Source organism: Paraburkholderia hayleyella (assembly GCF_009455685.1).
GTDB classification, from domain to species: Bacteria; Pseudomonadota; Gammaproteobacteria; order Burkholderiales; family Burkholderiaceae; genus Paraburkholderia; species Paraburkholderia hayleyella.
Genome location: NZ_QPES01000001.1, coordinates 2,129,369 through 2,153,682 on the forward strand (window position 1 = coordinate 2,129,369; position 24,314 = coordinate 2,153,682).

The window sequence follows — 24,314 nt, forward strand, 5'->3', positions numbered from 1 at the left end:
GTCATGCGCGCATATCATGCAATATCACGCGCCGTGGCCCTGCTGTATAGCCCTGCTGTATAGCCCATCGGGGTGGCCCATCTGTATGATCCGTGCCGTCTAAAAACCGGTGTGGCGGTCTCAGGTTAGCTGTCCGGCCAGCGGCTGAATTGCCCGCTCAATGCGTTGCCGGCTTAACGCTTAACTCACCACCGGCTCAACGGCCGCTTCAGCCGCAAGTTCGTCGACAAGCTCCGGCTCGTTGGCCGACGAACACGCCACCAGAATGCTGCAGCTCACGCGGTTCAGCAGCGGCGTGTTTCCAGCGCCCATCCACCAGCGTGACAGCCCGGTGCGGCAACGATGCCCAACCACGACCAGATCTATTTGCAACTCATGGGCAAGACGTGCAATTTCGTCCACGGGATGGCCAAAGGCAAAATGCCCTTGCACGTTTACACCGCGCTCGGTCAGCCAGTCCACACCTTCTTGCAAGATGTCCCGTGCGCTTTTTTCAAAGCTACTGCACGTGATATCGCTGAGCAGCCCTGCGCTTTGCGCAATGCTGGTCCGCATATCGACCACCGACAACAAATGCGCTTGCGCTTTCAGATCCAGCACCAAGTCAGCACCGTGACGGAGCGCCTTGCGGCCTTCGCGCGAACCGTCGTAACACAGCAGGATTTTTTTATAGCTTTTCATATTCGTCTCTCATCCACGCCTATCGTGGTTTGCGCCGCAATCATGGTATAGCGCCACGCCGCTGGCAAGCGCTGAAAACATTGACTGAGTCAACCCCCTATTATTGTTTCTGTTCTCGCCAGCGCTATCCCAGTGACCGATCCTTTTCTGACGATGGCCTAGAATAGGCAGCCACCTCATCCCACTCATCCCACGACCTACTTCCGGAAAATCGCCGCGCGCCATGTCCCAGTTCGCCATCAACTTCCAGCAGGTATGCAAACACTTCGGAGAAAAAACCGTCGTTGACAACCTGTCATTCCACGTTCATCCAGGTGAATGCTTTGGCCTGCTTGGGCCCAATGGCGCAGGCAAGACGACAACCATCAAGATGCTGCTGGGGCTCACGAAACCTGACACCGGCTTGATCGAGCTAAACGGTGAGCCGGTTCCGCAGCGGGCCCGCTTTGCCCGCATCCGTGTCGGCGTGGTGCCGCAATTCGACAATCTCGACCCCGATTTCACGGTCCGGGAAAATCTGCTGGTATTTGGCCGCTATTTCGGCCTCGGTGCGGCGGCCATGCATGCGCTTGTGCCGTCCCTGCTCGAATTTGCCCGGCTGGAAAGCAAGGCCGAGGCCCGGGTAAGCGAGCTTTCCGGTGGCATGAAGCGACGGCTCACGCTAGCCCGGGCGCTGGTCAACGATCCAGACGTGCTCATCATGGATGAACCCACCACGGGCCTTGATCCGCAAGCGCGTCATTTGATCTGGGAGCGGCTACGCTCATTGCTCACGCGCGGCAAAACCATTTTGCTCACCACCCACTTCATGGAAGAAGCCGAACGGCTCTGTCACCGGCTGTGCGTGATCGAAGAAGGCCGGAAGATCGCTGAAGGTGGGCCCAATGAGCTCATCGCCGCCGAAATCGGTTGCGAGGTCATCGAGATTTATGGCCCTGACCCGGCCGCGTTACGCGAAGAGCTGGCGCCACTTGCCGTGCGCACTGAAATTAGCGGCGAGACACTCTTTTGCTACGTGCACGATGCGCAACCGGTCCACGCACGCCTCGCGCAACGCACTGATTTGCGTTATCTGCATCGGCCCGCCAATCTCGAAGACGTGTTCCTGCGGCTCACGGGCCGCGAAATGCTGGACTAGCCGCGCAACGCTGCCGCTACGTCAGGCACATCAGAGTCAGGCACATCGGAATCAGACATTTCATCAGGCGCTCAACCAGGATCTTCAGGACCCTCAGGACCCGCACCATGAATCCCCCTTCTTCTGTCACCGCCAGCAAACCTTCGTTGCTGAATCTCGTGTGCTCGTCGCTACCGGCAAGCCGAGGCAACTGGATCGCGGTCTGGCGCCGCAATTATCTGGTCTGGCGCAAGCTGGCTGTGGCCTCCATGTTCGGCAATCTCGCCGACCCCATGATTTACCTGTTCGGGTTGGGCTTAGGCCTTGGGCTGATGGTCGGACGCGTGGATGGCGTCTCGTACATCGCTTTTCTCGCGGCGGGCACGGTGGCCTCCAGCGTGATGACGTCGGCCAGTTTTGAAGCGATGTATTCGGGGTTTTCAAGAATGCACGTGCAGCGCACCTGGGAGGCGATCATGCATACCCCGCTCACGCTGGGTGACATTGTGCTGGGCGAGGTCATCTGGGCGACCAGTAAATCGGCGCTGTCGGGTGCGGCGATCATGCTTGTGGCCGGGGCACTCGGCTACGCGAGCTTTCCTTCGATGCTGCTCACGCTTCCGGTCATTGTTCTGGCTGGGCTCGCCTTTGCCAGCGTGGCGATGATCGTTACCGCCCTTGCGCCTTCTTATGATTTCTTTATGTTTTATCAGACGCTGATACTCACGCCGATGCTGCTGCTCTCCGGGGTCTTTTTTCCCAGTACCCAGTTGCCGGGCGCCATTCAGCACATCGCACAGTTATTACCGCTCGCCCACGCCGTTGAACTGATCCGGCCCGCGATGCTCGGCCGGCCTGTCGAGCATGCCGCTTTGCATCTGGCCGTGCTGGCCGCCTATGCCTTCGTCGCGTTTTGCATCGCAGCAACACTGTTCAATCGCCGCATGATGCGTTAGTTGCGCGCCATGCCTGTGGTCCGCACGCGGCGGCTGCGCCCGGATCAAACATAGGCGCTCAGGCGCGTAGAACCGGCCGTCTTGCCAGACGGCGAAGCATTCAGTCTTCGTCGTCGGTCCAGGGGATATCAACGTCGGAGATAAACGCCACGGTCGCAAACGGCCCGCCTTCCTGGCGGCCGATCTTGCCATCGGCGCGTTGCCACTCGACCCGGAACATCGTGCCCGGATCATTCGCCAGCAAGCGAACCGTGCGCACTTCATCGGGGTCTGCCTCTTCGACCGGGCCATCCAGGGACACCAGCAGCCCTTGTGGCCATAGGCCATCAGCGGGGTCGTAAATGCGGTCGCCATCGGGAACCAGCGTAAAGGCCTCGACGCCAATCGTCGCCGAAGCCTCCACAATCATTTTTCCCAGTGCGCGCAGCAATGCCGTCGCCCGTGCTGAGTTAGCCTGACGAATCGCCAGATCGCCGCGCGTGAGCGCCTGTTCAAGTTTCGGATTGGTTTTTTGTTGCGCCATTCGATATCCCGAGTTCAATCGTTCGATGATGAGCCGCCCGTCTTCTTCAAGACACGCCATCCCTATCAGGTCTGAGGGCGGAATCGTACCACTGGTGCGCTCAATCGCGGTTCAAGGCCCCGCGCTCAGATCCCCATGCCCGCTGTTTCAGCTATGTTCCGTTCACGTGTTCGCCCAAGCGCCGCTCAAAATCCCAGCAGCCACGCCAGACTTCCCGCGATCACGCCAAACCCTGCGACCGCGCCCGTGACAAGCGCCAACACCTTCGGCTCAAACGACCGGGCGAGCATCACGAGCGACGGCAGGCTGACCGGTGGCAATGTCAGTAGCAAGGCAGCAGCAGGCCCCGCGCTGATCCCCAACGTCAGCATCGCCTGGATAATGGGCACTTCACCAGCGGTTGGAACGGCAAATAACGTTCCGGCCAGCGCCATTCCCACGATCCAGCCGACATGATTGCCGATTTCAGGCCCCGCATGCGGAAACAGCCAGGCACGCGCGGCGCCCAGCAGCAAGATCAGCACAAGGTATTCGGGTAACAGACGCCGCGCCATGCGCATAAAAATATGCACCCAGCGTCGCAACGGATTGCCGTCAAAAGCGCCGTGCTGTAACGCCAGGTCCTGTGTCTGCGCCAACGGCTTCCGGTCAGCACGATCTCGCAGCCGTGCCAGGCCGTTCACCCAGTAACCGAGTCCAAACACCATCAGCCCGCCCAGCACCAGACGCAACGCCGCCCAGCGCCACCCCAGCACAAAGCCGATAAAAACCAGCGTGGCCGGATTCAGCACGGAGTTACCCAGCCAGAAGGCCAACGCGCCGCCAGGCGAGGCGCGTTGTTGACGCAAGCCCGCCACGACCGGTGCCGCGCAGCAGGTGCACATCATGCCAGGCAGCGCGAGCAAGCCCCCCACCACTACGCTGCCCAACCCCGTACTGCCCAGCACACGCGCAATCCAGCGCGCAGGCAACAGCGCCTGCACCGCCGAACCCAGCAGCAAGCCCAGCACCATCGCCTGCCAGATCGCGCGGCCATAGGCAAAGGCGTAATCGAACGCAGCGGCCAGCGACGGTTCAGGCGGGCTCGTCTCATGTCCCATCAAAATAGAGACGCCAAGCGCATGCGTCTGCGCCGCACTCAGCGCCCGGTCGTAATACGGCAACCATTTGACATAGAAAAGCCCGCATACGGCCAGCAACAGAACAATGATCCACCCAGGAAAAAACGATGCCTGAGAAGATGTTCGCCGCGTTGTGTTCATCACGATGCCCCCTGAAAGCCCTAAACCAGGCTGCGCCCACGGCGCTGACTCTCCGGCTGGATCAATGGGCCAGCACGGAAACCGCCCACTCGCCGCTCGCTATAATGACCCGCACTTTTCTTTTTGCTTCTTTCGCTGCGTAGCGCCCGCACCGCATGCCCTAGGCGCACGTAAGCGCACTACCCCGCGCAACCCGGCACCGCTGACATCGGCCACGCCATCACAACGCCATCAACCATGCACAAGATCATCTTGCCTTTCGTGGCGGGCTTTCTCGCTGCGCTGTTTTTTCATGACGCCACGCTCACGTTTTTGCATGCAGCCGGGCTGACCGATTCCAGCGGATTTTCAACGGAACCCTTCGCGCCCTTCGGGCTGCCGGTGTTTATTGCCAATGCCATCTGGAGCGCCCTGTGGGCCATTCCGATGGTCTGGCTGTTGCGAATCTCGCCCGAACAGCCCGCGCCGTGGCTTGCCGCCCTGATGTTTGGCGGCGTGGTGCTAACCGCCGCCAGCGTATTCGTGGCCGATCCCCTGCGCGGTATCTGGCCGCGCGGCAACATGCTGCCCAAACTGGCACTGGGCTTCGCCGCCAATGCGATGTGGGGCTGGGGCACGCTAGTTTTCATGCGCGCCTTCACGGCCCACAGCACCGATGAAACCTGAAGCGTTCTAGTCGTGCAGCGCGCGCAGCGGATGAAGCGCCGCCTGCCATGGGCTTTCAAACATCCGTGCGACCTCGTCCGGCGGCACTGCGTCGATGTGGCCAAAACGCCAGCGCGGCAGGTTGTCCTTGTCGATGATGCGCGCCCGGATGCCTTCGATCACGTCGCCCAGGGCAAACGTCGAGCGCGTCAGATCAAGATCACGACGCAGGCATTGCGCCATCGAACTATGCCGCGCTCGTGTCACGGTTTCGAGCGACACCGCCATGGATAACGGCGAACGCTCACGCATGGCCTCGGCCGTTTGCCTCGCCCATGCAGCGGTTTCAGCGGTTTCAGCGGTTTCGTTCACCTCGGCGGCCGCGATCAGCGAGGTAAAAATCTGCGCCACACTGGCGAGCGCAAAATGACGGTCGATCCCGCTTTTCATCTGCGCCAGCGATGACTCGCCCTCTGGCCTCCCGTAGGCCGCGGCCACGCGCCGTACATACGCCACCATCTGCTGGCCACTCTCGAACGGTTCATGCTTGAGCCCATGAAGCAAGGCGGGCAAGTGCGCGTCGTCGAGCCAGACATCTGCCAGCCCGGCGTCGAGCGCGCTGGCGCCATCGATGCTTTCACCGGTCACCGCCAGATAGCGGCCTATCGCACCCGGCGCGCGCGCGAGGAACCAGCTCACGCCGACGTCCGGGAATAACCCGATCCGCGTCTCCGGCATCGCCATGCGCGTCGACGACGTCACCACGCGCAAGCCGCCCGTCTGCGCGGCACCCTGCGCAATGCCCATGCCGCCGCCCATCACGACGCCCTGCAGCAGCGCCAGATACGGCTTGGGATACGTAAAAATCGCATGATTCAAACGATATTCGTCGATGAAAAACTGTTCGATGGCAGCGGCATCGCCGCGTTGATGCGCCTCGTACATCAGACGGATATCGCCGCCCGCACAAAACGCACGCGGGTCCGCACTGCGCACCAGCAGCGCTAGCACCTCCGGATCGTCGCGCCAGCGCTCAAGCGCCGCGTGCAGCGCGCGAATCATCGCGGGAGTCAGCGCGTTCAGCGCCCTGGGACGCTGCAGCTCGATAAAACCAATGCGGTTAGCCACATAGGTCGCCACATTGTCGTTATCGTGCGTGCCCGCAAGCGCAAACGCGGTGGATTCAGCAGAGGACATGTCTGGTTTGGCCTGAAGAAAAAAGCGCACCCGCGAAGAGCACAGGACCCCCTAAAACAACGGCAAGTTTCAGTGTGCTTTCATGGTCGAAAACAGGTTAAGCACGATCACCCCGGCAATGATCAGCGCGAGACCGATGATCGCGGGCCAATCCGGCACCTGGCGATACAGCACCGCCGCGACCAGCGTAATCAGCACGATGCCAACGCCAGACCAGATCGCATACACGATACCCACCGGAATGCTTTTGAGCGTCAACGACAGACAATAGAACGCCAGCCCATAACCCACGATGACAATTGAAGTAGGCAGCAGCCGGGAAAACCCCTCTGAGGCGCGCAATGCTGAGGTGGCGAGCACTTCAGCCACGATGGCGAACACCAGTAGCAGATAGGGAGGAATCGTCATCGTCTCTGCCTTTGGCCAGCGCGAGCTGGGCGTAATCCATGCCGAGATGGGCGCATAGCCCCTCGACGACAAGTTCATGATCGGCCCGCTGCGGCAGCCCCGACACGGTGACGGAACCGATCACACCCGCTCCTTCGAGCGTGAGCGGAAACGCTCCGCCGTGCGCCGCGTACTCGCTCACGGGCAAGCCATGCTTGTCGGCCAGCGTGCTACCTGCCTGTTGCATGCGTAAGCCGAGGGCATACGAGCTCCGGTGAAAATGCGCGACGACATTGCCCTTGCGGCGCGCCCAGCTCACGTTATCGGGCACCGCCGTACCCAGCGTGCAAAAAAATAACGGCAAGCTGAAGGTGCGAATATCGATCACCAGCGCGTGACCGCGAGCCTCGGCCATGTCGCGTAACGCCATGCCCAATTGCCACGCGTCAGAAGCCGTGCAACGCGACAGCACGAGTGTCTGTTCCTGAACTGCGATTGCCTGCAAGTCTTGAAGCGTATCCATGGCGTTCCAGCAAAAAGTCGCAAGAAGATTGCGCATAAGGATGGGAGAAGGACGCCGATTCTAACGTGACAACTATTCTTAAAAATAGATTGTGCCAGCCTATGCCTTTGGTCTATAATCGATTCTTCGACGGACGCGGGGTGGAGCAGTCTGGCAGCTCGTCGGGCTCATAACCCGAAGGTCGTAGGTTCAAATCCTACCCCCGCAACCCAAGCTTAAAAAAAACAAATCCCGCAGTTTTTAGCAAAATTTTTGCAAAGAACCGCCGCATCATCAAACCCGCTTTCTGGCGGGTTTTTTTGTTTTCTGACGTCTTGATTCACTCATCGCGTCATTCCTCCAGGAGCGGGAGCCACGCCCGACACAAGGGAGAGGCTCCTCAAAACACCCTGCCCCGATGCTAAACTCTCCAGCATCGTTCCCGTCTTCCTCCACGCGTTCCTCATGAAATTCTGCCCCGATTGCGGCCATACAGTCAGCCTAAGCATTCCACCGGGCGACAACCGTGAACGCTTCGTCTGCTCTCGCTGCCATGCGGTGCATTATCAGAACCCGCGCAATGTCGTCGGCACCATTCCGACCTGGGATGACAAAGTGCTGCTGTGCCGCCGCGCGATTGAGCCACGCTATGGCTACTGGACGCTGCCCGCGGGTTTCATGGAGCTCGGCGAAACAACGGCTGAGGCCGCCAGGCGCGAGACGCTCGAAGAAGCCGGCGCGCGCGTCGAAATACAAACGCTCTTCTCCCTGCTCAACGTGCCGCACGTGCATCAGGTGCATCTGTTTTATCTTGCGCGTCTGCTCGATACCGATATCGCAGCGGGTGAAGAAAGCCTTGAAATCCGCTTCTTCAGCGAAACCGAGATTCCCTGGCACGACATCGCGTTTCCCACGGTCAGCCAGACGCTGCGCTGTTTCTTCGCCGACCGGGCGGCAGGAGTCTACGGGCTGCATACCGGCGATATCTTACGCCCGCTACGCGAAGGCTGAACGGCCTGCCGATGACCCATGATTACCTGGCTTGCCACTGACGATCCCTTCCCTTGCATCGAACGCGCGCTCGCCGCGGGCAGCGGCGCACCCGGCTTGCTCGCGGCAAGCGCCGAGCTATTACCTTCACGGCTCATCGACGCTTACTCGCACGGCATTTTCCCGTGGTATTCGGATGGCCAGCCCGTGTTGTGGTGGAGCCCGGATCCGCGCATGATCCTGCGCCCTGACGAATTCAAGGTCTCGCCCTCGCTGCGCAAAACCTTAAAACGCATCGTGCGTGACGCCGTATGGGAGGTACGTGTCGACGACGATTTCGCCGCCGTGATGCGCGCCTGCGCCCAAGCGCCGCGTCATGGACAGCATGGCACATGGATCACCGCTGATATCGTCGAAGCCTATTGCTCACTGCATCATGCCGGCCAGGCGCACAGCGTCGAAACCTGGTGCAATGGTCAGCGCGTAGGCGGCCTCTATGGGGTCTCGCTGGGCCGGATGTTTTTTGGCGAGTCGATGTATGCCAGCGTCACCGATGCGTCAAAAATCGCGCTTGCCGCGCTGGTCGGCCACTTGCGCCAGCACAAGGTGGAGGTGATAGACTGCCAGCAAAACACGGCCCATTTAGCATCACTGGGCGCCCGTGAGATCACGCGCCAGGCATTCATCGCTCATGTACAGGCTTCGGTCGATACCGAACCTGTTCCGTGGCGCTTCGACAAGACTATCTTGCTCGACGTGATTTCCAGCGCGGCCAGCACAGCAAAATAATGGATAAATCAGACCTGATGCAAGGCAAGCCCGGTTCCGCTCCATGACAACAAGGCGGTCCACACCGGCCCATCTGATATCAGGCCAATCAAGAGAGACGCTTCGAGCGCTGCCAACGTGGCTCATCTAAACGAGTTACCGTTTTCCACGTTGCAGTTTTATGCAACGGCCCCCTATCCCTGCAGTTATCTCGACGGACGTACCGCCCGCTCGCAAGTGGCCACGCCGAGCCATCTGATCAATTCGGATGTCTATACCGATCTCGTCAAATCCGGCTTTCGCCGCTCCGGCGTATTCACCTACCGGCCCTGGTGTGATGGCTGCCGCGCATGCATCCCCGTGCGTGTGCCTGCGGCACTATTCACACCGAACCGCACGCAGCGACGCATCAGGAAACAGCACGGCGAACTGATAGCGAGCGTCGCGCCGCTGCATTACGACGAAGCGCATTACGCGCTTTATATGCGTTACCAGTCAACACGGCATGCTGGCGGCGGCATGGACCGCGACAGCCGCGACCAGTACGAACAGTTTTTGTTGCAAAGCCGGATCAATTCGCGCCTCATCGAATTCCGCGAGCCTCTCGTCGAACAGCCCGGCGAGCCAGGCTTACTGCGGATGGTTAGCATGATCGACATCCTCGGCGACGGATTGTCCTCGGTGTATACGTTCTTCGAACCCAATTTGCCACATACCAGTTTTGGCACCTACAACATCCTCTGGCAAATCGCCCAGGCAGATAGCCTGAAACTGCCCTACGTTTATCTAGGCTACTGGATTCGTGAGAGCGCCAAGATGGCCTACAAGGCGAACTTCCAACCCCTCGAAGGTTTAATTGACGGTGTCTGGAGTCCACTCGCGTCGATGCGCGGTGCCGGTGCCCAGCTTGAAACCCACCTCAAGCTTTAACCTCCCTGTTCGCAGCCGTACGCGTGCTTCTGCTCGCTTCCAGTCCCGCATCCAGTCCCGCATCCAGTCCCATTAATCCCGGTAGAATGCGGCGTCCCCATTTCCAGCCAATCGGCTTCGCTCCGTGCCCAGATCCCCCTTTAGCTCGCTTTACCCCCTGGTTCGCCGTCAACTTTTTCGCATGGACGCGGAAGAGGCTCATCATCTGACGTTGCGTCTGCTAGGCGCAGCCGGGCGTGCCGGTATCGCCCGGGCGCTTGCCCCGCACGTGCCTGATGCACCGCGAACCGTGATGGGCCTGACCTTTCGCAACCCGGTAGGGCTCGCGGCGGGGCTCGACAAGGACGGTGCCTGCATCGACGGCATCGCGGCACTGGGTTTCGGTTTTATCGAAGTTGGCACCGTCACGCCGCGTGCCCAGCCAGGCAATCCACGGCCACGCATATTCCGCCTGCCCGAGGCGCAGGCGCTCATCAACCGCATGGGCTTTAATAATGCAGGCGTCGACCAGTTCGTGAAGAACGTTCAGGCTGCGCGTTATACCGGCGTACTCGGGCTGAACATCGGCAAAAATGCAGATACCCCCATTGAGCGGGCCGCCGAAGATTATCTGTATTGCCTCGAACGGGTCTATCCGTTCGCCAGTTACGTGACCGTGAATATCTCGTCACCGAACACTAAAAATTTGCGTCAGTTACAAGACACTAACGAGCTGGATGCCTTGCTGTCCGCGCTCAAGAGCAAGCAGCAACGGCTCGCCGACTTGCACGGCAAGCTCGTTCCACTCGCGCTGAAAATCGCGCCGGATCTCGATGATGAGCAAATCAAGTCGATTGCCGGTACGCTGCTGCGGCACCGGTTTGAAGGTGTGATCGCCACCAACACCACACTCTCGCGCACGGCCATCGCGGGCCTGCCGCATGCCGAAGAAAGCGGTGGCTTGTCTGGCATGCCGGTGCGCGATGCCTCAACCGGGGTCATCCGCAAGCTGTACGCCGAAGTCGGCACAACCGTGCCGATCATCGGCGTCGGCGGGATCTCAAGCGGCGCGGATGCACAGGCTAAACTCGCCGCGGGCGCCGCGCTGGTACAGCTGTATACCGGCTTTATTTATCGCGGCCCCGCTCTCATTGCGGAATGCGTCCAGGCCATTGCCTCAAATCGTTCTGCGTCATAGGGAAATAAATGAAGAAAATGAAGAGCATGGCTATTTGAATCGTTTTTAAGCTATCACCCAGGCCATTCAGATCCCCTAGCGGGCATGAAAAGGAACACGATGACATTCAATTTGCTAAGAAAACTGTTGCTCGCCGCTGTGATAGGGGCTTCCTTCATGACCACCGCAGCCCATGCCGAGGATCTGCTCGACCAGATCAAACAGCGCGGCACCTTGCGCATCGGCCTTGAAGGCACTTACCCGCCGTTCAATTCCAAAACCCCCTCGGGTAAGCTGACTGGCTTCGAAGTTGACATTAGTCAAGCAATAGCGGCCAAGCTTGGGGTCAAACCGGTCTTCGTCACCACCGAATGGAGCGGCATTATTGCCGGGCTCCAGGCGGGCAAGTACGACATCATTGCCAATCAGGTCGGCGTCACGGATTTACGCAAGCAAAGCTTCGATTTTTCGCCGGCTTATACCTATTCGGCCGCGCAACTGATTCAGCGCAAAAACGACGAGCGCAATTTCAAAACCCTTGAGGATCTGAAAGGCAAAAAACTGGGCGCGGGGTTCGGCACGATTTACATGGACATGGCGAAAGCGGTCCCGGGCATTGAGGTGAAAACCTATCCCGGCACGCCGGAGTATTTGCGCGACCTGGCCGCAGGACGTCTGGACGCGGCTCTGGCGGACCGGCTGATGCTCGCCTACATGCTGAAAACCTCGCCGTTACCGCTGCGTCCCGGTGCGCTCGTCGGCGCAAGCATCCTGTCAGCGTTGCCGTTCAAAAAAGGCAATCCAAAGTTCGCCCGGGCACTGGCCGATGCCATGACCCAGCTCGAACAAGACGGCACATTCTCGAAGATTTCCATCCAATGGTTTGGTATCGACGTAACCAGGCCGCTCACGTCCACCACCACCACACACCCGGTCACGCCATAAACCGGGTTGCTTCATCCGGGGCGGCATCGCACGATGCCGCTCTTTGTTTAGGGCCATTCGTTGGGCGCTGGTTGAGTACCGGTTTAGCTGCCGGTTTATGATAAGCGCCTCGCTTCGCGGCGCCTTGCCGCTCGCCTTTCTTTCCAATCCATGCCCATCACTTCCCTGCTGCTCCAGTCAATGCCGCTGCTGGCGCAAGGAGCGCTTCTGAGCATCAAGTTCGCGGTGCTGTCGATGATTTTCGGCCTGCTTGGCGGAAGTGTCCTCGCGCTGATGAGCATCAGCCACCACCGCGTACTGAATGTGTTCGCCCGGATTTACATCAGCCTGATGCGCGGCACGCCGCTACTGGTGCAGATTTTTGTCATTTACTACGGCTTGCCGAGCCTTGGTATTTCGCTCGAGCCGACGCCCGCCGGGGTTATCGCACTTTCCGCCAACGTCGCGGCCTATCTGTCCGAGAGCATGCGTGGCGCGATTCTCGGCATCCACAATGGCCAATGGCTCGCCGCTTCCAGTCTTGGTTTGTCTCGCAGCCAGACGCTGCGCTACATCATCGCGCCGCAAGCGCTACGCATTGCCATACCCAGCCTGTCGAACAGCCTGATTAGCCTGATCAAGGACACCTCGCTTGTATCCGTCATCACGGTGACCGAGTTGCTGCGCAGCGCTCAGGAAATCATTGCCTCGACCTACCAGCCGCTGCCGCTCTATCTCGCAGCGGCTGCCGTGTACTGGATACTGTGTCAGATACTCGAATGGGCGCAGCACTGGTACGAACGCCGTCTCGCCTTGCCGTCGCGGCATTAGCTTTCTGAACGTTTGCTGTGAGCGGCGCGAAATGCACGAAATGCACAAAATGCACGAAAAGGCTTGGCGCAAAACAAAAGCGGCCCGCACACGCGAGCGCGGGCGCACAAGCCAGGGCATTTCATGTAATGCCGGAGTCAGCCGGCGCCGTGTCATCCGTCAACGCTAGCGAGGCCGCATAAGCGGCTTGCGAATCGTGACGTTCAATCGCATCGATCAGGCGTTCATGCGCTTTCAACACGTGTTCCCATGGCAGCGCCGAAGGTCCGGCCTGATTTGCCGCCATCGACAGCGCGCCCTGAATAAGAACCGTCATCTGCTGAAAAATCTGGTTACCGCTCGCGGCCACAATCCGCGTATGAACCAGCGCATACGCCGCATGATGGCTTGCATCGCTGGGTGGCGTCTTGTTCAATGCGGTAAATGCCGTGCGAATCGCGGCAATGTCAGCGGGCGTAGCTCGCATCGCGGCCAGTGCCGCCGCCTGCGGCTCAAGCAAACGGCGAAACTCCGCCGCATCCCTCACCAGTTGCGTATCTGGCCTGGCACCAAAACGCCAGCTCACCACGGAGTCGTCGATCATGCGCCACTCGTGCATCGGCCGGATGCGCGTGCCCGTCTTGGGCCGGACATCGAGCATGTCCCGCACCAACAGCATCGACAGCGCCTCGCGCATCACAGTACGGCTCACGCCAAACGCTTTCGACAGCACGTCTTGCGGCGGCAATGTCGTGCCGTACTCGCCTTCCACGATTCCCCTGATCAGGCCATCCATGACGGTGCTGACCCGCGAACGCTGCTTGTTGCCCTGCTCCATGACATCCCCCCCGATTAATGCGGCATCTATTCGCCGATATAACCCGCTGGCTACTTGCCATTTCCCCATAGGCCACTTTCTATCTCAAAAATGAGTTCATTGCTTGCCTGTTTTATCGGCGGCTCGCCAGGCATTCACCTGACAGGGTTACCCCGTTAGCGCACTACTTCATTCGTGTAACGCGTGCAAATCACGCAGGCATACCCTAAGCGCGGCATTTCATGCCAAAGCAGCGGACCCAATCAGCATGGAGTCTCGCATTGAGTCGGCTGCTTTCAACCCGGCCATTGTGTTACTTATTTACTACTTTTCGATTGCTTATCTATCGCTGACTGATTACGTCCGTGTACGCCCGGGCCTATCCGGTGACAGGCCCGTGACGATCAGTGACTCGCATAATCAATCCGCTCGATACCGGTGTCGGTGCCCAGCAAGCACAGATCAGCACCACGGCTAGCAAACAGGCCAACCGTCACCACACCGGGCCACCCGTTGACCTGCGCTTCCAGTGCGCGCGGATCGTGAATCCGCAAGCCCTTCACATCGAGGATCTGGTTACCGTTATCCGTCACGAAGGGGCTGCCGTCCGGCCTCACGCGCAGCACCGGCACGCCCCCCAACGCCAGCATCCGGCGGCCGATCGCCACGCGTGCCATCGGCACGACTTCGACAGGCAACGCAAACTCACCCAGCACCTCGACGCGCTTGCTCGCGTCTGCAATGCAAACGAACACCTCCGCCACCGAAGCCACGATTTTTTCCCGTGTTAGCGCACCGCCACCGCCTTTGATCATCGCGCCGTGAGGATCGATCTCGTCAGCGCCATCGACATATATCGGCAACACCTCCACCTCGTTGAGCTCAAGCACTTTGAAGCCTCGTGCTTCAAGCCGTGCTGTTGTCGCCAGCGAGCTGGATACGGCTGCGCGATAGCGGTCTTTCGAGCCGGCCAGCGCATCGATGAAGCAATTCGCCGTTGAACCCGTGCCCACCCCGATCACTGCACCAGGCGCGACAGTGGCATTGACATAATCGGCGGCGGCCTGGCCCACCCGTTGCTTGAGTTCGTCTTGAGTCATGGAAAAAAGCAAAAAATAAGGAAGCAGGAAGGGGCCTGTTTACCGACGCGATCGAAGCGACCGAAACAACCGAAGCGGCATTCGTGCGAACAGTCACGCCCCATGCGTTCAGCCATGTGCCTTCGGCGTCTTCAGTGCACGTTGCCGCACGGCCTCGAACAGGCACACGCCGCTGGCAACCGACACGTTCAGGCTTTCGATGCTGCCAGCCATCGGAATCTGCATCACCTCATCGCAGGTATCGCGCGTCAGGCGGCGCATGCCTTCGCCTTCGGCACCCATCACGAGTGCAACCGGACCATCCAGTCTGGTTTCGTAGAGGCTGGTCGAAGCCTCGCCCGCCGTGCCAACCACCCAGACACCGGCCTCTTTCAGCTCGCGCAAGGCGCGTGCGAGGTTCGTCACCGTGATGTAGGGCACCGTATCCGCCGCACCGCTTGCCACCTTGGCCGCCGTCGCGTTCAGGCCAACCGCGCGGTCGCGGGGCGCGATGATCGCATGTGCGCCAGCCGCATCGGCAACGCGCAAACAGGCGCCGAGGTTGTGGGGATCGGTCACGCCATCGAGCACCAGCAGCAGTGGCGTGCCACTAATACCGTCGAGCAGTTCCGCCAGATTTTGGGCCAGCGGCATGTCGCCTGCGCGTGCCACCACGCCTTGATGGCGTTCGGTGTGAGAAAGCCCCCACAAACGGGTTTCGTCAGCGGCAATCAGACGCACACCGGCATCCTTGGCCATGTGCAGGAAATCCTGCATCCGCCGGTCACGGCGAGTGGCATCGTAATACACCTCTTCAACCGTGGCAGCATCGTGCCGGATACGCGCGGTAACCGCATGAAAGCCGTATAAAACCTTGAAACGTGCCATGACTAAAACAACCTTTGATTAAACGGTTCAGAAAGCGCGATCCATAAAAGCACTGCATCACGCCGCAAAGCCAAACGCCGTCGCGCTCATGTGACTGACACGGCATGCGGCGCGACCTGCATTCAACGCTTCAACGTTTTTTACGCGGCTGGGCCGTCTGGGATTTTGCCGCCGGCCGGGTTGAGGCACCCTGCTTTTTGGCCGAACCTCGCTCTTTGACTTTCTCGCTAGCCGGAGAAGGTGACGCCAACGCCGCTTTTTTGCGCCGCCCCTTGTTACCACTGTTGTTGCTGCTCCCTCTAGCGCCAGAAAGCTCATCCGCCAGAGGCCGAACCCGGGCGCTGCCTGTCTCGCCCGCACTCACCCGCTCAGCCGGGGCCGAACGTCCGGCGGGGGCTTTCACCGGCGTGTCACGCACCAGACGAAAATCAATTTTGCGGGCATCGAGATCAACCCGGCCCACCTGGACTCGCACCCGGTCCGACAGGCGGTAACGGATACCGGTGCGCTCACCACGCAATTCATTTTTGATTTCGTCGTACTGGAAATAATCGGCGCCGAGTTCGGTGACATGCACCAGCCCTTCAATAAAGAGCGCATCAAGCTGCACGAAAATCCCAAACGACGTGACGCCATTGACCTTGCCGCCATATTCCTCGCCGAGCTTGTCACGCATGAAATAGCACTTGAGCCAGGCTTCGACATCGCGCGAGGCTTCGTCGGCACGGCGTTCATTGGCTGAACAATGCAGGCCCAGTTCTTCCCAGATCGCCGTGCCTGAACGGCGGCGGCCCTTGTCGCCATCGGCTTGCTGCAACGCCCGGGCACGGGGCGATAGCGCGGTATTGAGCTCAACGCCGCCCGGCGCTTCTGGCTGATACTTGCGACCTTGCAAGATGGCATAAATGGCGCGATGGGTCAGCAGATCCGGATAGCGCCGGATCGGGCTCGTAAAGTGTGCGTAGGCCTCATAGGCCAAGCCAAAGTGACCGATATTTTCCGGGCTGTAGACCGCTTGCTGCATCGAGCGCAGCAACATGGTTTGCAGCATCGGCGCGTCGGGCCGTTCACGGATTTGCGCCATCACCGCCGCGTAATCGCTGGCGTGAGGCGTCTCACCGCCCCCGAGCGTCAGCCCCATGCCGCGTAAAAAGGTCCGCAGGTTTTCGAGCTTTTCCACCGTGGGCCCCGCATGCACGCGATAGAGACCCGGCTGTTTGTGACGCTTCATGAGATCGGCCGCGCACACGTTCGCGGCCAGCATGCATTCTTCGATCAGCTTGTGCGCCTCGTTACGCTGCCGTGGCACGATCTGCTCGATCTTGCCTTGCGCGTTGCAAACGATGTAGGTCTCGGTGGTATCGAAATCGATCGCGCCGCGCTTTTGCCGTGAGGCAAAAAGCGCCTTGAAGACGCCATGCAGGTTTTGCAGTTGCGGCAACAGCGTCGCGCGCCGCGCGGCCTCAGGCCCCTTGGTGTTGCTCAGCACGGCAGCCACTTCGGTATAAGTGAGCCGCGCCGCCGAATGCATCACACCAGGATAAAACTGATACGCCTTGATTTCGCCGCGGGCGCTCACCACCATGTCGCACACCAGCACGCAACGATCAACCTGAGGATTCAGCGAACAGAGACCATTCGACAGCTTTTCCGGCAACATCGGAATCACCCGGCGCGGGAAATACACCGAGGTGCTGCGTTCGATCGCATCGACATCAAGCCCGCTGCCCGGCGACACGTAATGCGAAACATCGGCAATCGCCACGATCAGACGAAAACCCTCGCCCCGCCCCACGGCCACCGGCTCGCAGTACACCGCATCGTCGAAATCGCGGGCATCTTCGCCGTCGATAGTCACCAGCGGCACATCGCGCAGATCGACCCGATGCCGGATATCGGCGGGCCGGACTTCATCGGGCAGCCTTGCCGCCGCATCGAGCGCGGCCTGGCTGAACTCATGCGGCACACCATATTTGCGCACGGCGATTTCGATTTCCATACCGGGATCGTCGATATCGCCCAGCACCTCCACCACACGCCCCAACGGTTGCGAATGCCGGCTCGGAAACTCGGTCAGCTCGACCACCACCACCTGGCCGGGCTTGGCCTTACGCGTGTTTTGCGTGACCAGCACGTCATGGCCAATGCGTTTATCTTCCGGCACGACGATCAGCGCACCGTTTTCATTGAGCAAGCGCCCGATCACACGCGTGTTGGCGCGATCGGTGACTTCAACGATGTGCCCTTCGGGGCGGCCGCGCCGGTCGTATCCGACGATGCGCGCCAGCACGCGATCGTTATGCATGACCTTTTGCATTTCGCCCGTGGGCAGAAACAGGTCATCCTGACCATCATCGCGGATCAGAAAGCCAAAGCCATCACGGTGACCTTGTACACGGCCCGCGACAAAACTGGAGGGATGCGTTAATTGATAATGGCCGCGCGAATCAAGCCGGATCTGGCCATCGCGCTCCATCGCGGCGACGCGCCGGAAGAACCCCTCACGCTCCTGACGCTTGATCGACAGGGCTTCGGCGATATCGTTAGCCGCCAGCGGGGCTTCACTTGTGCGCAACGCGCCGAGAATCTCTTCACGGCTTGGGATCGGATACGGATATTTGGTCAAGGGCTTGTCGATGATTATTCTCGTTGCGTGGGACGTCGGCCAGGACGCTGACGTAGCGTTGCTGCACGTGCGATGACAATAGAAAGAAAAGCGGAAAAGAAAGCGCAATTGAAACCCGCCACCCGGGTGCAGCGCGTTCAGAGGACAAAACCGGGCCAATGCCATCGTGCCAAAGAACTGCTGCGGGGCATTCTAACATCCGCTACAGGCGGCGCGGCCGGTCTGTACGGGTTTGCGGGCAGCGCCTGAAGATGGCTTTATCGCCCTTGTCAATTGAACATTCCGCATAGAACAGCAAAAACAGCCAGAACAGATTCAAGCAAAAAATCATCACTCTCCGGCCAGGACATAGGGCAGTATTCGTCCGAAATCACATACGAGATCTTCCAATGAAAAATCAGAGGCTCCGCTTTGCCGCACTCACGTTATTGTTTTTGTTTTCGGCTGCACTTCACGCCAGGCAAACCACCACGACATTTTCACTGGCACCGTCGTTCGACCAGCCAGCCCCGGTTGCAATCGAATTAAATCTGGCCAGCCCCAAACCTGTACTGGAACGGGGCAAACCTGGACAATGGGATGCCATCGACGTATTAAATCCATCAGTCATACGCTTTAACGGCAAGCTATATAACTATTACTCCGGTTATGACGGCAAGATCTGGCACACGGGGCTAGCAACCTCCATCGATGGTATCCAGTGGGAAAAATACAAGGGCAATCCGATCCTTTCCCCATCACCCAAAAACTGGGATGTTTCGTATATCTCGGCAAATGGCGCGGCCATCGAATGGAAAGGCAAGATTCTTTACTTCTATCAGGGTGTTGACAGAAAAGGGCATACGGCCATTGGTTTGGCAACCTCCCGAGACGGCATACGTTTTATCAAGCAACCCAAGCCCGTTCTTACCGCAGGAGAAGCGGACAGCTGGGAAGATAGCGCCGTCGGCGATCCTTACGTTATCGCCCGTAACGGTTATCTTTACCTCTACTATCTCGGCCAAAACCACACCGCGATCCAGCGCCTGGGCGTTGCCCGGTCGCAAGACGGCATTACATGGCAGCGCTCCTCCGCGAATCCGGTTCTTGATGTGGGGGCCTATGGGACCTTCGACGAGAACGGCCTCGGCGAACCCAGCGTGGCTTATACGCCCCCCTACTTCTACATGCTCTACACGGGCCGCGACAAAAACGAGCAGCGCAATATTGGATACGCGATATCGACTGATGGCATCCACTGGAAAAAAATGTCCGTCACGGGCCTGATTGCACAAAAACAGCTTCCATCTTGGGCCTCTAAAGTCGTATGCGATACCACCCTTCTGGAAAACTCGCCGGGCAAATGGCAAGTCTGGTTCGGTGGCGGAGACAAGCCTCATCCTGGCCAAAATCTGAACGGCCAGATAGGTCTGGCCACGCTCGATTTAACCCACGGGCGCAATGCTAGCGAATTCGATGCCAATGCTGACTGGTCGAAAACCACGGTACGGTCCACGGATGTGCTGCGTGGCTCCTTCGCCATCGAAGGTGAACCAGGCAAGCGTCAAGCCTGGGTAGGCCCACAGACGCACGCCACGCTCGTAGTTGACAAGGCTCGGCAAAACAAGAGCCTGACGGTGACAGGCTGGATACCCGCAACAATGATCTCCAGGGCCTTAAAAACGCCGGGCAAGGTCACGCTCACGTTATGGGTTAATGGCAAGAAGGTGGCATCTCACGACTACAGCCACGACGACACCGTTCAATTATCTGCGCCGTGGAGCCAGGTTGCTCCGGCGCTGGGCACATCCCGTTTTGCCGAGGTCGAAATCCGCGCGAGCCGGTCATTTGTTCCAGCCCAGGCCGGACTGAGCCCTGACATACGGCGCCTGTCATTCATGATCCAGACCATTCGTTTTCAGTAACAAGCAGCCATCCAGATGCTTGACACCCGCTTGACACCTATTAATCGGCCGTTATAATAGCGTTCTTTGTTGCTCGCAAGAAACAACAAGAAAGTAAGACACTTGGCCCAGGTGGCGGAATTGGTAGACGCACTAGCTTCAGGTGCTAGCGGAGGCAACTCCGTGGAGGTTCGAGTCCTCTCCTGGGCACCAGGTTTTAAAAAGGTCGGCATTTGCCGGCCTTTTTCCATTTTCAGGCCCAGGAAGCAAAGCGCCTGCGCGCTTTGCGGGAGGTCTCGAAAGGCAGCGCTTGCAAGCGCTGCCGGGGTCGCGCCTGTGTGACCGAGTCCTCTCCTGGGCACCAGGTTTTAAAAAGGTCGGCATTTGCCGGCCTTTTTCCATTTTCAGGCCCAGGAAGCAAAGCGCCTGCGCGCTTTGCGGGAGGTCTCGAAAGGCAGCGCTTGCAAGCGCTGCCGGGGTCGCGCCTGTGTGACCGAGTCCTCTCCTGGGCACCAGGTTTTAAAAAGGTCGGCAAATGCCTGCCTTTTTCCATTTTAAAAACTTTCTCATTGACATAAAGCAAAGCCTCGCTAGAATAGCGGTCTGCATTAAGAAGTGCCCAGGTGGCGGAATTGGTAGACGCACTAGCTTCAGGTGCTAGCGGAGGCAACTCCGTGGAGGTTCGAGTCCTCTCCTGGGCACCAGGTTTTAAAAAGGTCGGCATTTGCCGGCCTTTTTCCATTTTCAGCCCCAGGAAGCAAAGCGCCTGCGCGCTTTGCGGGAGGTCTCGAAGGGCAGCGCTTGCAAGCGCTGCCGGGGTCGCGCCTGTGTGACCGAGTCCTCTCCTGGGCACCAGGTTTTAAAAAGGTCGGCAAATGCCTGCCTTTTTCCATTTTCAGGCCCAGGAAGCAAAGCGCCTGCGCGCTTTGCGGGAGGTCTCGAAAGGCAGCGCTTGCAAGCGCTGCCGGGGTCGCGCCTGTGTGACCGAGTCCTCTCCTGGGCACCAGGTTTTAAAAAAGGTCGGCATTTGCCGGCCTTTTCCATTTTCAGGCCCAGGAAGCAAAGCGCCTGCGCGCTTTGCGGGAGGTCTCGAAAGGCAGCGCTTGCAAGCGCTGCCGGGGTCGCGCCTGTGTGACCGAGTCCTCTCCTGGGCACCAGGTTTTAAAAAGGTCGGCATTTGCCGGCCTTTTCCATTTTCAGGCCCAGGAAGCAAAGCGCCTGCGCGCTTTGCGGGAGGTCTCGAAAGGCAGCGCTTGCAAGCGCTGCCGGGGTCGCGCCTGTGTGACCGAGTCCTCTCCTGGGCACCAGGTTTTAAAAAGGTCGGCAAATGCCTGCCTTTTTCCATTTTCAGGCCCAGGAAGCAAAGCGCCTGCGCGCTTTGCGGGAGGTCTCGAAAGGCAGCGCTTGCAAGCGCTGCCGGGGTCGCGCCTGTGTGACCGAGTCCTCTCCTGGGCACCAGGTTTTAAAAAAGGTCGGCAAATGCCGGCCTTTTTCCATTTTCAGCCCCAGGAAGCAAAGCGCCTGCAAGCGCGGCCGCTCACCCCCCTCCAGCAAAAAACAGCGCAACCGCACACACCAGGCCGACGAACCAGATCAGCGAACGCAATAACGCCCAGTCAAGCAGATAAAACACGCCATGTAACACACGCGTAATGACAAACGTCAGCGCCAGCCCATCGACCCAGGCATTCGGACCCGCCTGCCCGGCCACCACCACCGCCGCCGTAAAAAGCGCCAGCGCTTCCCAGGCATTCTGGTGCGCCGCATGGGCCCGTGCCCGCCAACCGTCCAGTGCCGCCAGCGAGGCCCGTGGCGTGTGATTATCGTAACGGCTACCCAGCTTGGCGATCAGCGTCCACGGCAAAGGAAGTAGCGCCACAATCAGCAGGCACACGTGAAGCAGAGTCATCGACAAGTCTCCAGAAATTGGGCCAGACGCCAGACATTACCTGATGCCTCCGATGCCGGCCATCCGGTGAGGCACGCTCCGGTACCAGCCCGTTACGCCACTTATGCGCGCTGCCTGATATTTTCGTTTAATCAACAGCTAATAACCTGTACCAGCCCAAAAACACGCACCCAGTTTAGAGGGCATTACCCACATCGCGTGCTTGCCGGTTCAGCATGAACCTTTTTATCCTGCGAAACGCCTGTTTCAAATACATAAATTGCGGCCGGGTCACCGGCATTGGGAGACGCAACATGGCCATTCGCAGCACTCGCCGCTCATCCAGCGATACCCGGGCACGGATACTCGATGCCACCGAAGCACTTTTCATCGAAAACGGCTACGACGCGATGTCGCTCAGGCAGATCACTTCGCACGCTGAAGTCAATCTGGCCGCCGTGAATTACCACTTTGGCAGCAAGGAAGCCCTGATGCACGAGATGCTGTCAGGTCGCCTCGATCCACTCAACCAGCAACGCCTGATCCTGCTGCAACGGATCACGGGCGCTGCCGCCACACCGCCCACCTGTGAACAGGTGCTGGGCGCGATGTTCATTCCCGCGCTGCGCCAGGCGCGTGATCCACAACAGGGCGGCAAGGCATTTTTGCGCTTGCTGGGGCGAGCCTATTCCGATCCCTCGGCCTTTATCCGCGATTTTCTCGCCACGCATTACGACACGACCGCTGAACGTTTCTTCGCCGCCTTCCAGCAAGCGCTGCCGCATTTGCCACGCGAAGAGCTAGGATGGCGGTTGCATTTTGCGATCGGCGCGCTTTCCGGGGTACTGGCGGATGCCAGTTCCGATGCGCTGCTTTCGAGGTTCGCCTCCGGCGATACCCTGGGCGACCTGCAACGGGTCGCACGCCTCGCCTCGCTCATGGTTGCTTCGCTCGAAGCACCGTTGCCCAATGCCAGCCGCCTGTCCTCATTCATGGCGCTCCTCGGCGATGCAGCAGAAGACGCCAGCATCCATGCGCCGATCGTGCCAGACACGCCCGATGCTTCCCGCCCGCTCACGCCAGCGCCGGTAACACCACGTCATCGGACACGGCACATCTGCAGCATGGCCGAGCAACTGGTTGTACGCGCCATCGATCCTGTCCGGCATTCCGCGCATCGTTTCGCACCGGTCATCAGAAACCGCGCCTTCCGCCCAAATTGAATTAAGTCGTAGCACGGCGAGGTGCTGTGTGGTGCATGATGGCGCGCGGCAGCCCCGTACACCCCCCTCGCCCACTCTCGATTCTGAACGGAATTTCTACGTGCCTACGGTTCTCATCAATTCCGCGCCAGGCGCGCCGTTGCTATATGCACGCACGCTATCGGGACTCTTCAAGCGCGGCCGCCCAAGCCACCTGCCAAGCCAGTGCCTCGTGCGCCCGGCTGCCCTGCTCGATCCGGTTTTGCTTGCGCGTTACAGCCGCATTTGCGGCTTTGTCCCACAACAAGGCCTGCCGCTGACATTCCCACATTTGCTGGCTTTTCCGCTGCAAATGCTGCTGCTGACCGACCCCGCTTTTCCGTGGCCCGCGCTCGGGCTCGTGCATTTGGCCAATCACGTACGCCAACACCAGCCGCTCACAAGTGGCGAGATCGTACGCGTGGAAGTCGAGTGCGGCGCGCTGCTGCCGCATGCCAAAGGCCAGGCGTTTGTCATGCATTCACGCCTGTACCGGCAAGGCGCCATGGTGTGGGACAGCGAAAGTCTCTATCTGCGGCGCGGTGCGGCGTCCTCTGGCACAGCGCCACCCGCAATGGCCCTACCCCGGTTTGAGCGCGAAGCCTTGACGCAAGCGCAACGCTGGACGCTCCCCGCGCATCTCGGACGCGATTACGCTCATGTTTCGGGCGACTACAACCCGATTCATCTCAGTACGCTATCGGCGAAAGCCTTCGGCTTTCCTCATGCGATCGCTCATGGCATGTGGACCCTCGCACGCACGATTGCCGCACTCCAGCCCAATCAGCGGCTTGAACAAGCCAGCGTCGACGCCGAATTCAAACTGCCCTTGCTGCTGCCCGGCACAGCCACACTCTGGCGCGCTCGCCCTGCTTTCGCCCAGCATGAATTCGAAGTGCGCGATGCGGCAGGCAGCAAACCCCATCTGCGTGGCCGTCTGTATACCGTCCCGGCATAACTCAGGGACCAGGCCTTGAGCCCGAGGCAAAAACATCACGCTAAACCATGAGGCAGTGCGGTGAAGCAAAGGTTTGAAGCATGCGT

General features: G+C 59.6%; 23 protein-coding genes and 3 tRNA genes. 15 read left to right on the forward strand and 11 right to left on the reverse strand.

Annotated features, from left to right (window positions below):
- Window positions 1–180 precede the first annotated feature (180 nt).
- Window positions 181–681 (reverse strand): universal stress protein, encoded by a 501-nt coding sequence (locus GH657_RS09465; protein WP_153100458.1) that lies wholly within the window; start codon window positions 679–681, stop codon window positions 181–183.
- Window positions 682–904: 223 nt separating this feature from the next.
- Here GH657_RS09465 and nodI point away from each other — a divergent pair, with 223 nt between their 5' ends.
- Window positions 905–1,819 (forward strand): nodulation factor ABC transporter ATP-binding protein NodI, encoded by a 915-nt coding sequence (gene nodI / locus GH657_RS09470; protein WP_153100459.1) that lies wholly within the window; start codon window positions 905–907, stop codon window positions 1,817–1,819.
- 107 nt (window positions 1,820–1,926) lie between these two features.
- Window positions 1,927–2,754, forward strand: coding sequence for an ABC transporter permease (locus GH657_RS09475; protein WP_153100460.1), 828 nt, complete (start codon window positions 1,927–1,929; stop codon window positions 2,752–2,754).
- Between the two features lie 100 nt (window positions 2,755–2,854).
- On the opposite strand, the gene GH657_RS09480 is transcribed toward GH657_RS09475, so the two are convergent.
- Complete coding sequence (locus tag GH657_RS09480) at window positions 2,855–3,277, reverse strand: hypothetical protein (RefSeq protein ID WP_153100461.1); 423 nt, start codon at window positions 3,275–3,277, stop codon at window positions 2,855–2,857.
- Between the two features lie 185 nt (window positions 3,278–3,462).
- Window positions 3,463–4,539: a permease gene (locus tag GH657_RS09485; protein WP_153101705.1), complete on the reverse strand. Its 1,077-nt coding sequence runs from the start codon at window positions 4,537–4,539 to the stop codon at window positions 3,463–3,465.
- Between the two features lie 237 nt (window positions 4,540–4,776).
- Here GH657_RS09485 and GH657_RS09490 point away from each other — a divergent pair, with 237 nt between their 5' ends.
- Complete coding sequence (locus GH657_RS09490; protein ID WP_153100462.1) at window positions 4,777–5,205, forward strand: hypothetical protein; 429 nt, start codon at window positions 4,777–4,779, stop codon at window positions 5,203–5,205.
- Between the two features lie 6 nt (window positions 5,206–5,211).
- Here the strand turns inward: GH657_RS09490 and GH657_RS09495 are convergent, their stop codons facing one another.
- From GH657_RS09495 to GH657_RS09505, 3 genes are all read right to left on the reverse strand, one after another.
- On the reverse strand, window positions 5,212–6,381 hold the full coding sequence (locus tag GH657_RS09495; RefSeq protein ID WP_153100463.1) for an enoyl-CoA hydratase/isomerase family protein: 1,170 nt from the start codon (window positions 6,379–6,381) through the stop codon (window positions 5,212–5,214).
- Between the two features lie 69 nt (window positions 6,382–6,450).
- Window positions 6,451–6,783, reverse strand: coding sequence for a DMT family transporter (locus tag GH657_RS09500; RefSeq protein WP_425495754.1), 333 nt, complete (start codon window positions 6,781–6,783; stop codon window positions 6,451–6,453).
- The gene (locus GH657_RS09505; RefSeq protein WP_153100465.1) at window positions 6,743–7,291 is read right to left on the reverse strand and encodes a heme-degrading domain-containing protein; all 549 of its coding nucleotides are present in this window, start codon (window positions 7,289–7,291) and stop codon (window positions 6,743–6,745) included. Before GH657_RS09505 ends, GH657_RS09500 begins: the two co-directional genes overlap by 41 nt.
- 134 nt (window positions 7,292–7,425) lie before the next feature.
- Between GH657_RS09505 and GH657_RS09510 the strand changes: the two genes are divergently transcribed.
- The 7 genes from GH657_RS09510 to GH657_RS09540 all read left to right on the forward strand — a co-directional run bounded on the left by GH657_RS09510 (window position 7,426) and on the right by GH657_RS09540 (window position 12,869).
- A tRNA-Met gene (locus GH657_RS09510) sits at window positions 7,426–7,499 on the forward strand.
- A 236-nt stretch (window positions 7,500–7,735) separates the two neighbouring features.
- Window positions 7,736–8,281, forward strand: coding sequence for an NUDIX hydrolase (locus GH657_RS09515; protein WP_153100466.1), 546 nt, complete (start codon window positions 7,736–7,738; stop codon window positions 8,279–8,281).
- Window positions 8,282–8,299: 18 nt separating this feature from the next.
- On the forward strand, window positions 8,300–9,049 hold the full coding sequence (gene aat, locus GH657_RS09520) for a leucyl/phenylalanyl-tRNA--protein transferase (RefSeq protein ID WP_153100468.1): 750 nt from the start codon (window positions 8,300–8,302) through the stop codon (window positions 9,047–9,049).
- 117 nt (window positions 9,050–9,166) lie between these two features.
- Window positions 9,167–9,958, forward strand: a complete 792-nt coding sequence (locus tag GH657_RS09525; protein WP_153100470.1) for an arginyltransferase — start codon at window positions 9,167–9,169, stop codon at window positions 9,956–9,958.
- Between the two features lie 124 nt (window positions 9,959–10,082).
- Window positions 10,083–11,135 (forward strand): quinone-dependent dihydroorotate dehydrogenase, encoded by a 1,053-nt coding sequence (locus GH657_RS09530; RefSeq protein WP_153100472.1) that lies wholly within the window; start codon window positions 10,083–10,085, stop codon window positions 11,133–11,135.
- A 99-nt stretch (window positions 11,136–11,234) separates the two neighbouring features.
- Entirely contained in the window at window positions 11,235–12,059 is an 825-nt protein-coding gene (locus GH657_RS09535; protein ID WP_153100474.1) for a transporter substrate-binding domain-containing protein, read from the forward strand.
- 150 nt (window positions 12,060–12,209) lie between these two features.
- Window positions 12,210–12,869: an amino acid ABC transporter permease gene (locus GH657_RS09540; RefSeq protein WP_153100475.1), complete on the forward strand. Its 660-nt coding sequence runs from the start codon at window positions 12,210–12,212 to the stop codon at window positions 12,867–12,869.
- Between the two features lie 121 nt (window positions 12,870–12,990).
- On the opposite strand, the gene GH657_RS09545 is transcribed toward GH657_RS09540, so the two are convergent.
- The 4 genes from GH657_RS09545 to rnr form a co-directional block, all read right to left on the reverse strand.
- Window positions 12,991–13,686 (reverse strand): FadR/GntR family transcriptional regulator, encoded by a 696-nt coding sequence (locus tag GH657_RS09545; protein ID WP_153100476.1) that lies wholly within the window; start codon window positions 13,684–13,686, stop codon window positions 12,991–12,993.
- A 383-nt stretch (window positions 13,687–14,069) separates the two neighbouring features.
- Window positions 14,070–14,765 (reverse strand): ribose-5-phosphate isomerase RpiA, encoded by a 696-nt coding sequence (rpiA, locus tag GH657_RS09550; protein ID WP_153100477.1) that lies wholly within the window; start codon window positions 14,763–14,765, stop codon window positions 14,070–14,072.
- Window positions 14,766–14,873: 108 nt separating this feature from the next.
- Complete coding sequence (gene rlmB, locus GH657_RS09555) at window positions 14,874–15,632, reverse strand: 23S rRNA (guanosine(2251)-2'-O)-methyltransferase RlmB (RefSeq protein WP_153100478.1); 759 nt, start codon at window positions 15,630–15,632, stop codon at window positions 14,874–14,876.
- A 130-nt stretch (window positions 15,633–15,762) separates the two neighbouring features.
- The gene (gene rnr, locus GH657_RS09560; RefSeq protein ID WP_246174040.1) at window positions 15,763–18,258 is read right to left on the reverse strand and encodes a ribonuclease R; all 2,496 of its coding nucleotides are present in this window, start codon (window positions 18,256–18,258) and stop codon (window positions 15,763–15,765) included.
- A gap of 389 nt (window positions 18,259–18,647) precedes the next feature.
- On the opposite strand from rnr, the gene GH657_RS09565 reads away from it, so the two are divergent.
- From GH657_RS09565 to GH657_RS09575, 3 genes are all read left to right on the forward strand, one after another.
- Complete coding sequence (locus tag GH657_RS09565; protein ID WP_153100480.1) at window positions 18,648–20,162, forward strand: glycoside hydrolase family 130 protein; 1,515 nt, start codon at window positions 18,648–18,650, stop codon at window positions 20,160–20,162.
- A gap of 105 nt (window positions 20,163–20,267) precedes the next feature.
- A tRNA-Leu gene (locus GH657_RS09570) sits at window positions 20,268–20,354 on the forward strand.
- A gap of 404 nt (window positions 20,355–20,758) precedes the next feature.
- A tRNA-Leu gene (locus tag GH657_RS09575) sits at window positions 20,759–20,845 on the forward strand.
- Window positions 20,846–21,678: 833 nt separating this feature from the next.
- Here GH657_RS09575 and GH657_RS09580 read toward each other — a convergent pair.
- Window positions 21,679–22,050, reverse strand: a complete 372-nt coding sequence (locus GH657_RS09580) for an MAPEG family protein (protein ID WP_153100481.1) — start codon at window positions 22,048–22,050, stop codon at window positions 21,679–21,681.
- 293 nt (window positions 22,051–22,343) lie between these two features.
- Here GH657_RS09580 and GH657_RS09585 point away from each other — a divergent pair, with 293 nt between their 5' ends.
- Window positions 22,344–23,252 (forward strand): TetR/AcrR family transcriptional regulator, encoded by a 909-nt coding sequence (locus GH657_RS09585; RefSeq protein WP_153100482.1) that lies wholly within the window; start codon window positions 22,344–22,346, stop codon window positions 23,250–23,252.
- A 100-nt stretch (window positions 23,253–23,352) separates the two neighbouring features.
- Window positions 23,353–24,228, forward strand: coding sequence for a MaoC family dehydratase (locus GH657_RS09590; RefSeq protein ID WP_246174043.1), 876 nt, complete (start codon window positions 23,353–23,355; stop codon window positions 24,226–24,228).
- The last annotated feature ends 86 nt before the right edge of the window (window positions 24,229–24,314 follow it).

Bases quoted from the DNA above. Each gene is read 5' to 3' on its own strand.
- GH657_RS09475 (WP_153100460.1), top strand. From the start codon at position 1,927: ATGAATCCCCCTTCTTCTGTCACCGCCAGCAAACCTTCGTTGCTGAAT.
- rpiA (WP_153100477.1), bottom strand. From the start codon at position 14,765: ATGACTCAAGACGAACTCAAGCAACGGGTGGGCCAGGCCGCCGCCGAT.
- GH657_RS09535 (WP_153100474.1), top strand. From the start codon at position 11,235: ATGACATTCAATTTGCTAAGAAAACTGTTGCTCGCCGCTGTGATAGGG.
- GH657_RS09495 (WP_153100463.1), bottom strand. From the start codon at position 6,381: ATGTCCTCTGCTGAATCCACCGCGTTTGCGCTTGCGGGCACGCACGAT.
- GH657_RS09545 (WP_153100476.1), bottom strand. From the start codon at position 13,686: ATGGAGCAGGGCAACAAGCAGCGTTCGCGGGTCAGCACCGTCATGGAT.
- GH657_RS09580 (WP_153100481.1), bottom strand. From the start codon at position 22,050: ATGACTCTGCTTCACGTGTGCCTGCTGATTGTGGCGCTACTTCCTTTG.
- GH657_RS09585 (WP_153100482.1), top strand. From the start codon at position 22,344: ATGGCCATTCGCAGCACTCGCCGCTCATCCAGCGATACCCGGGCACGG.
- GH657_RS09505 (WP_153100465.1), bottom strand. From the start codon at position 7,291: ATGGATACGCTTCAAGACTTGCAGGCAATCGCAGTTCAGGAACAGACA.
- GH657_RS09465 (WP_153100458.1), bottom strand. From the start codon at position 681: ATGAAAAGCTATAAAAAAATCCTGCTGTGTTACGACGGTTCGCGCGAA.
- GH657_RS09480 (WP_153100461.1), bottom strand. From the start codon at position 3,277: ATGGCGCAACAAAAAACCAATCCGAAACTTGAACAGGCGCTCACGCGC.
- nodI (WP_153100459.1), top strand. From the start codon at position 905: ATGTCCCAGTTCGCCATCAACTTCCAGCAGGTATGCAAACACTTCGGA.
- GH657_RS09565 (WP_153100480.1), top strand. From the start codon at position 18,648: ATGAAAAATCAGAGGCTCCGCTTTGCCGCACTCACGTTATTGTTTTTG.
- GH657_RS09515 (WP_153100466.1), top strand. From the start codon at position 7,736: ATGAAATTCTGCCCCGATTGCGGCCATACAGTCAGCCTAAGCATTCCA.
- GH657_RS09490 (WP_153100462.1), top strand. From the start codon at position 4,777: ATGCACAAGATCATCTTGCCTTTCGTGGCGGGCTTTCTCGCTGCGCTG.
- rlmB (WP_153100478.1), bottom strand. From the start codon at position 15,632: ATGGCACGTTTCAAGGTTTTATACGGCTTTCATGCGGTTACCGCGCGT.
- GH657_RS09485 (WP_153101705.1), bottom strand. From the start codon at position 4,539: ATGAACACAACGCGGCGAACATCTTCTCAGGCATCGTTTTTTCCTGGG.
- GH657_RS09540 (WP_153100475.1), top strand. From the start codon at position 12,210: ATGCCCATCACTTCCCTGCTGCTCCAGTCAATGCCGCTGCTGGCGCAA.
- aat (WP_153100468.1), top strand. From the start codon at position 8,300: ATGATTACCTGGCTTGCCACTGACGATCCCTTCCCTTGCATCGAACGC.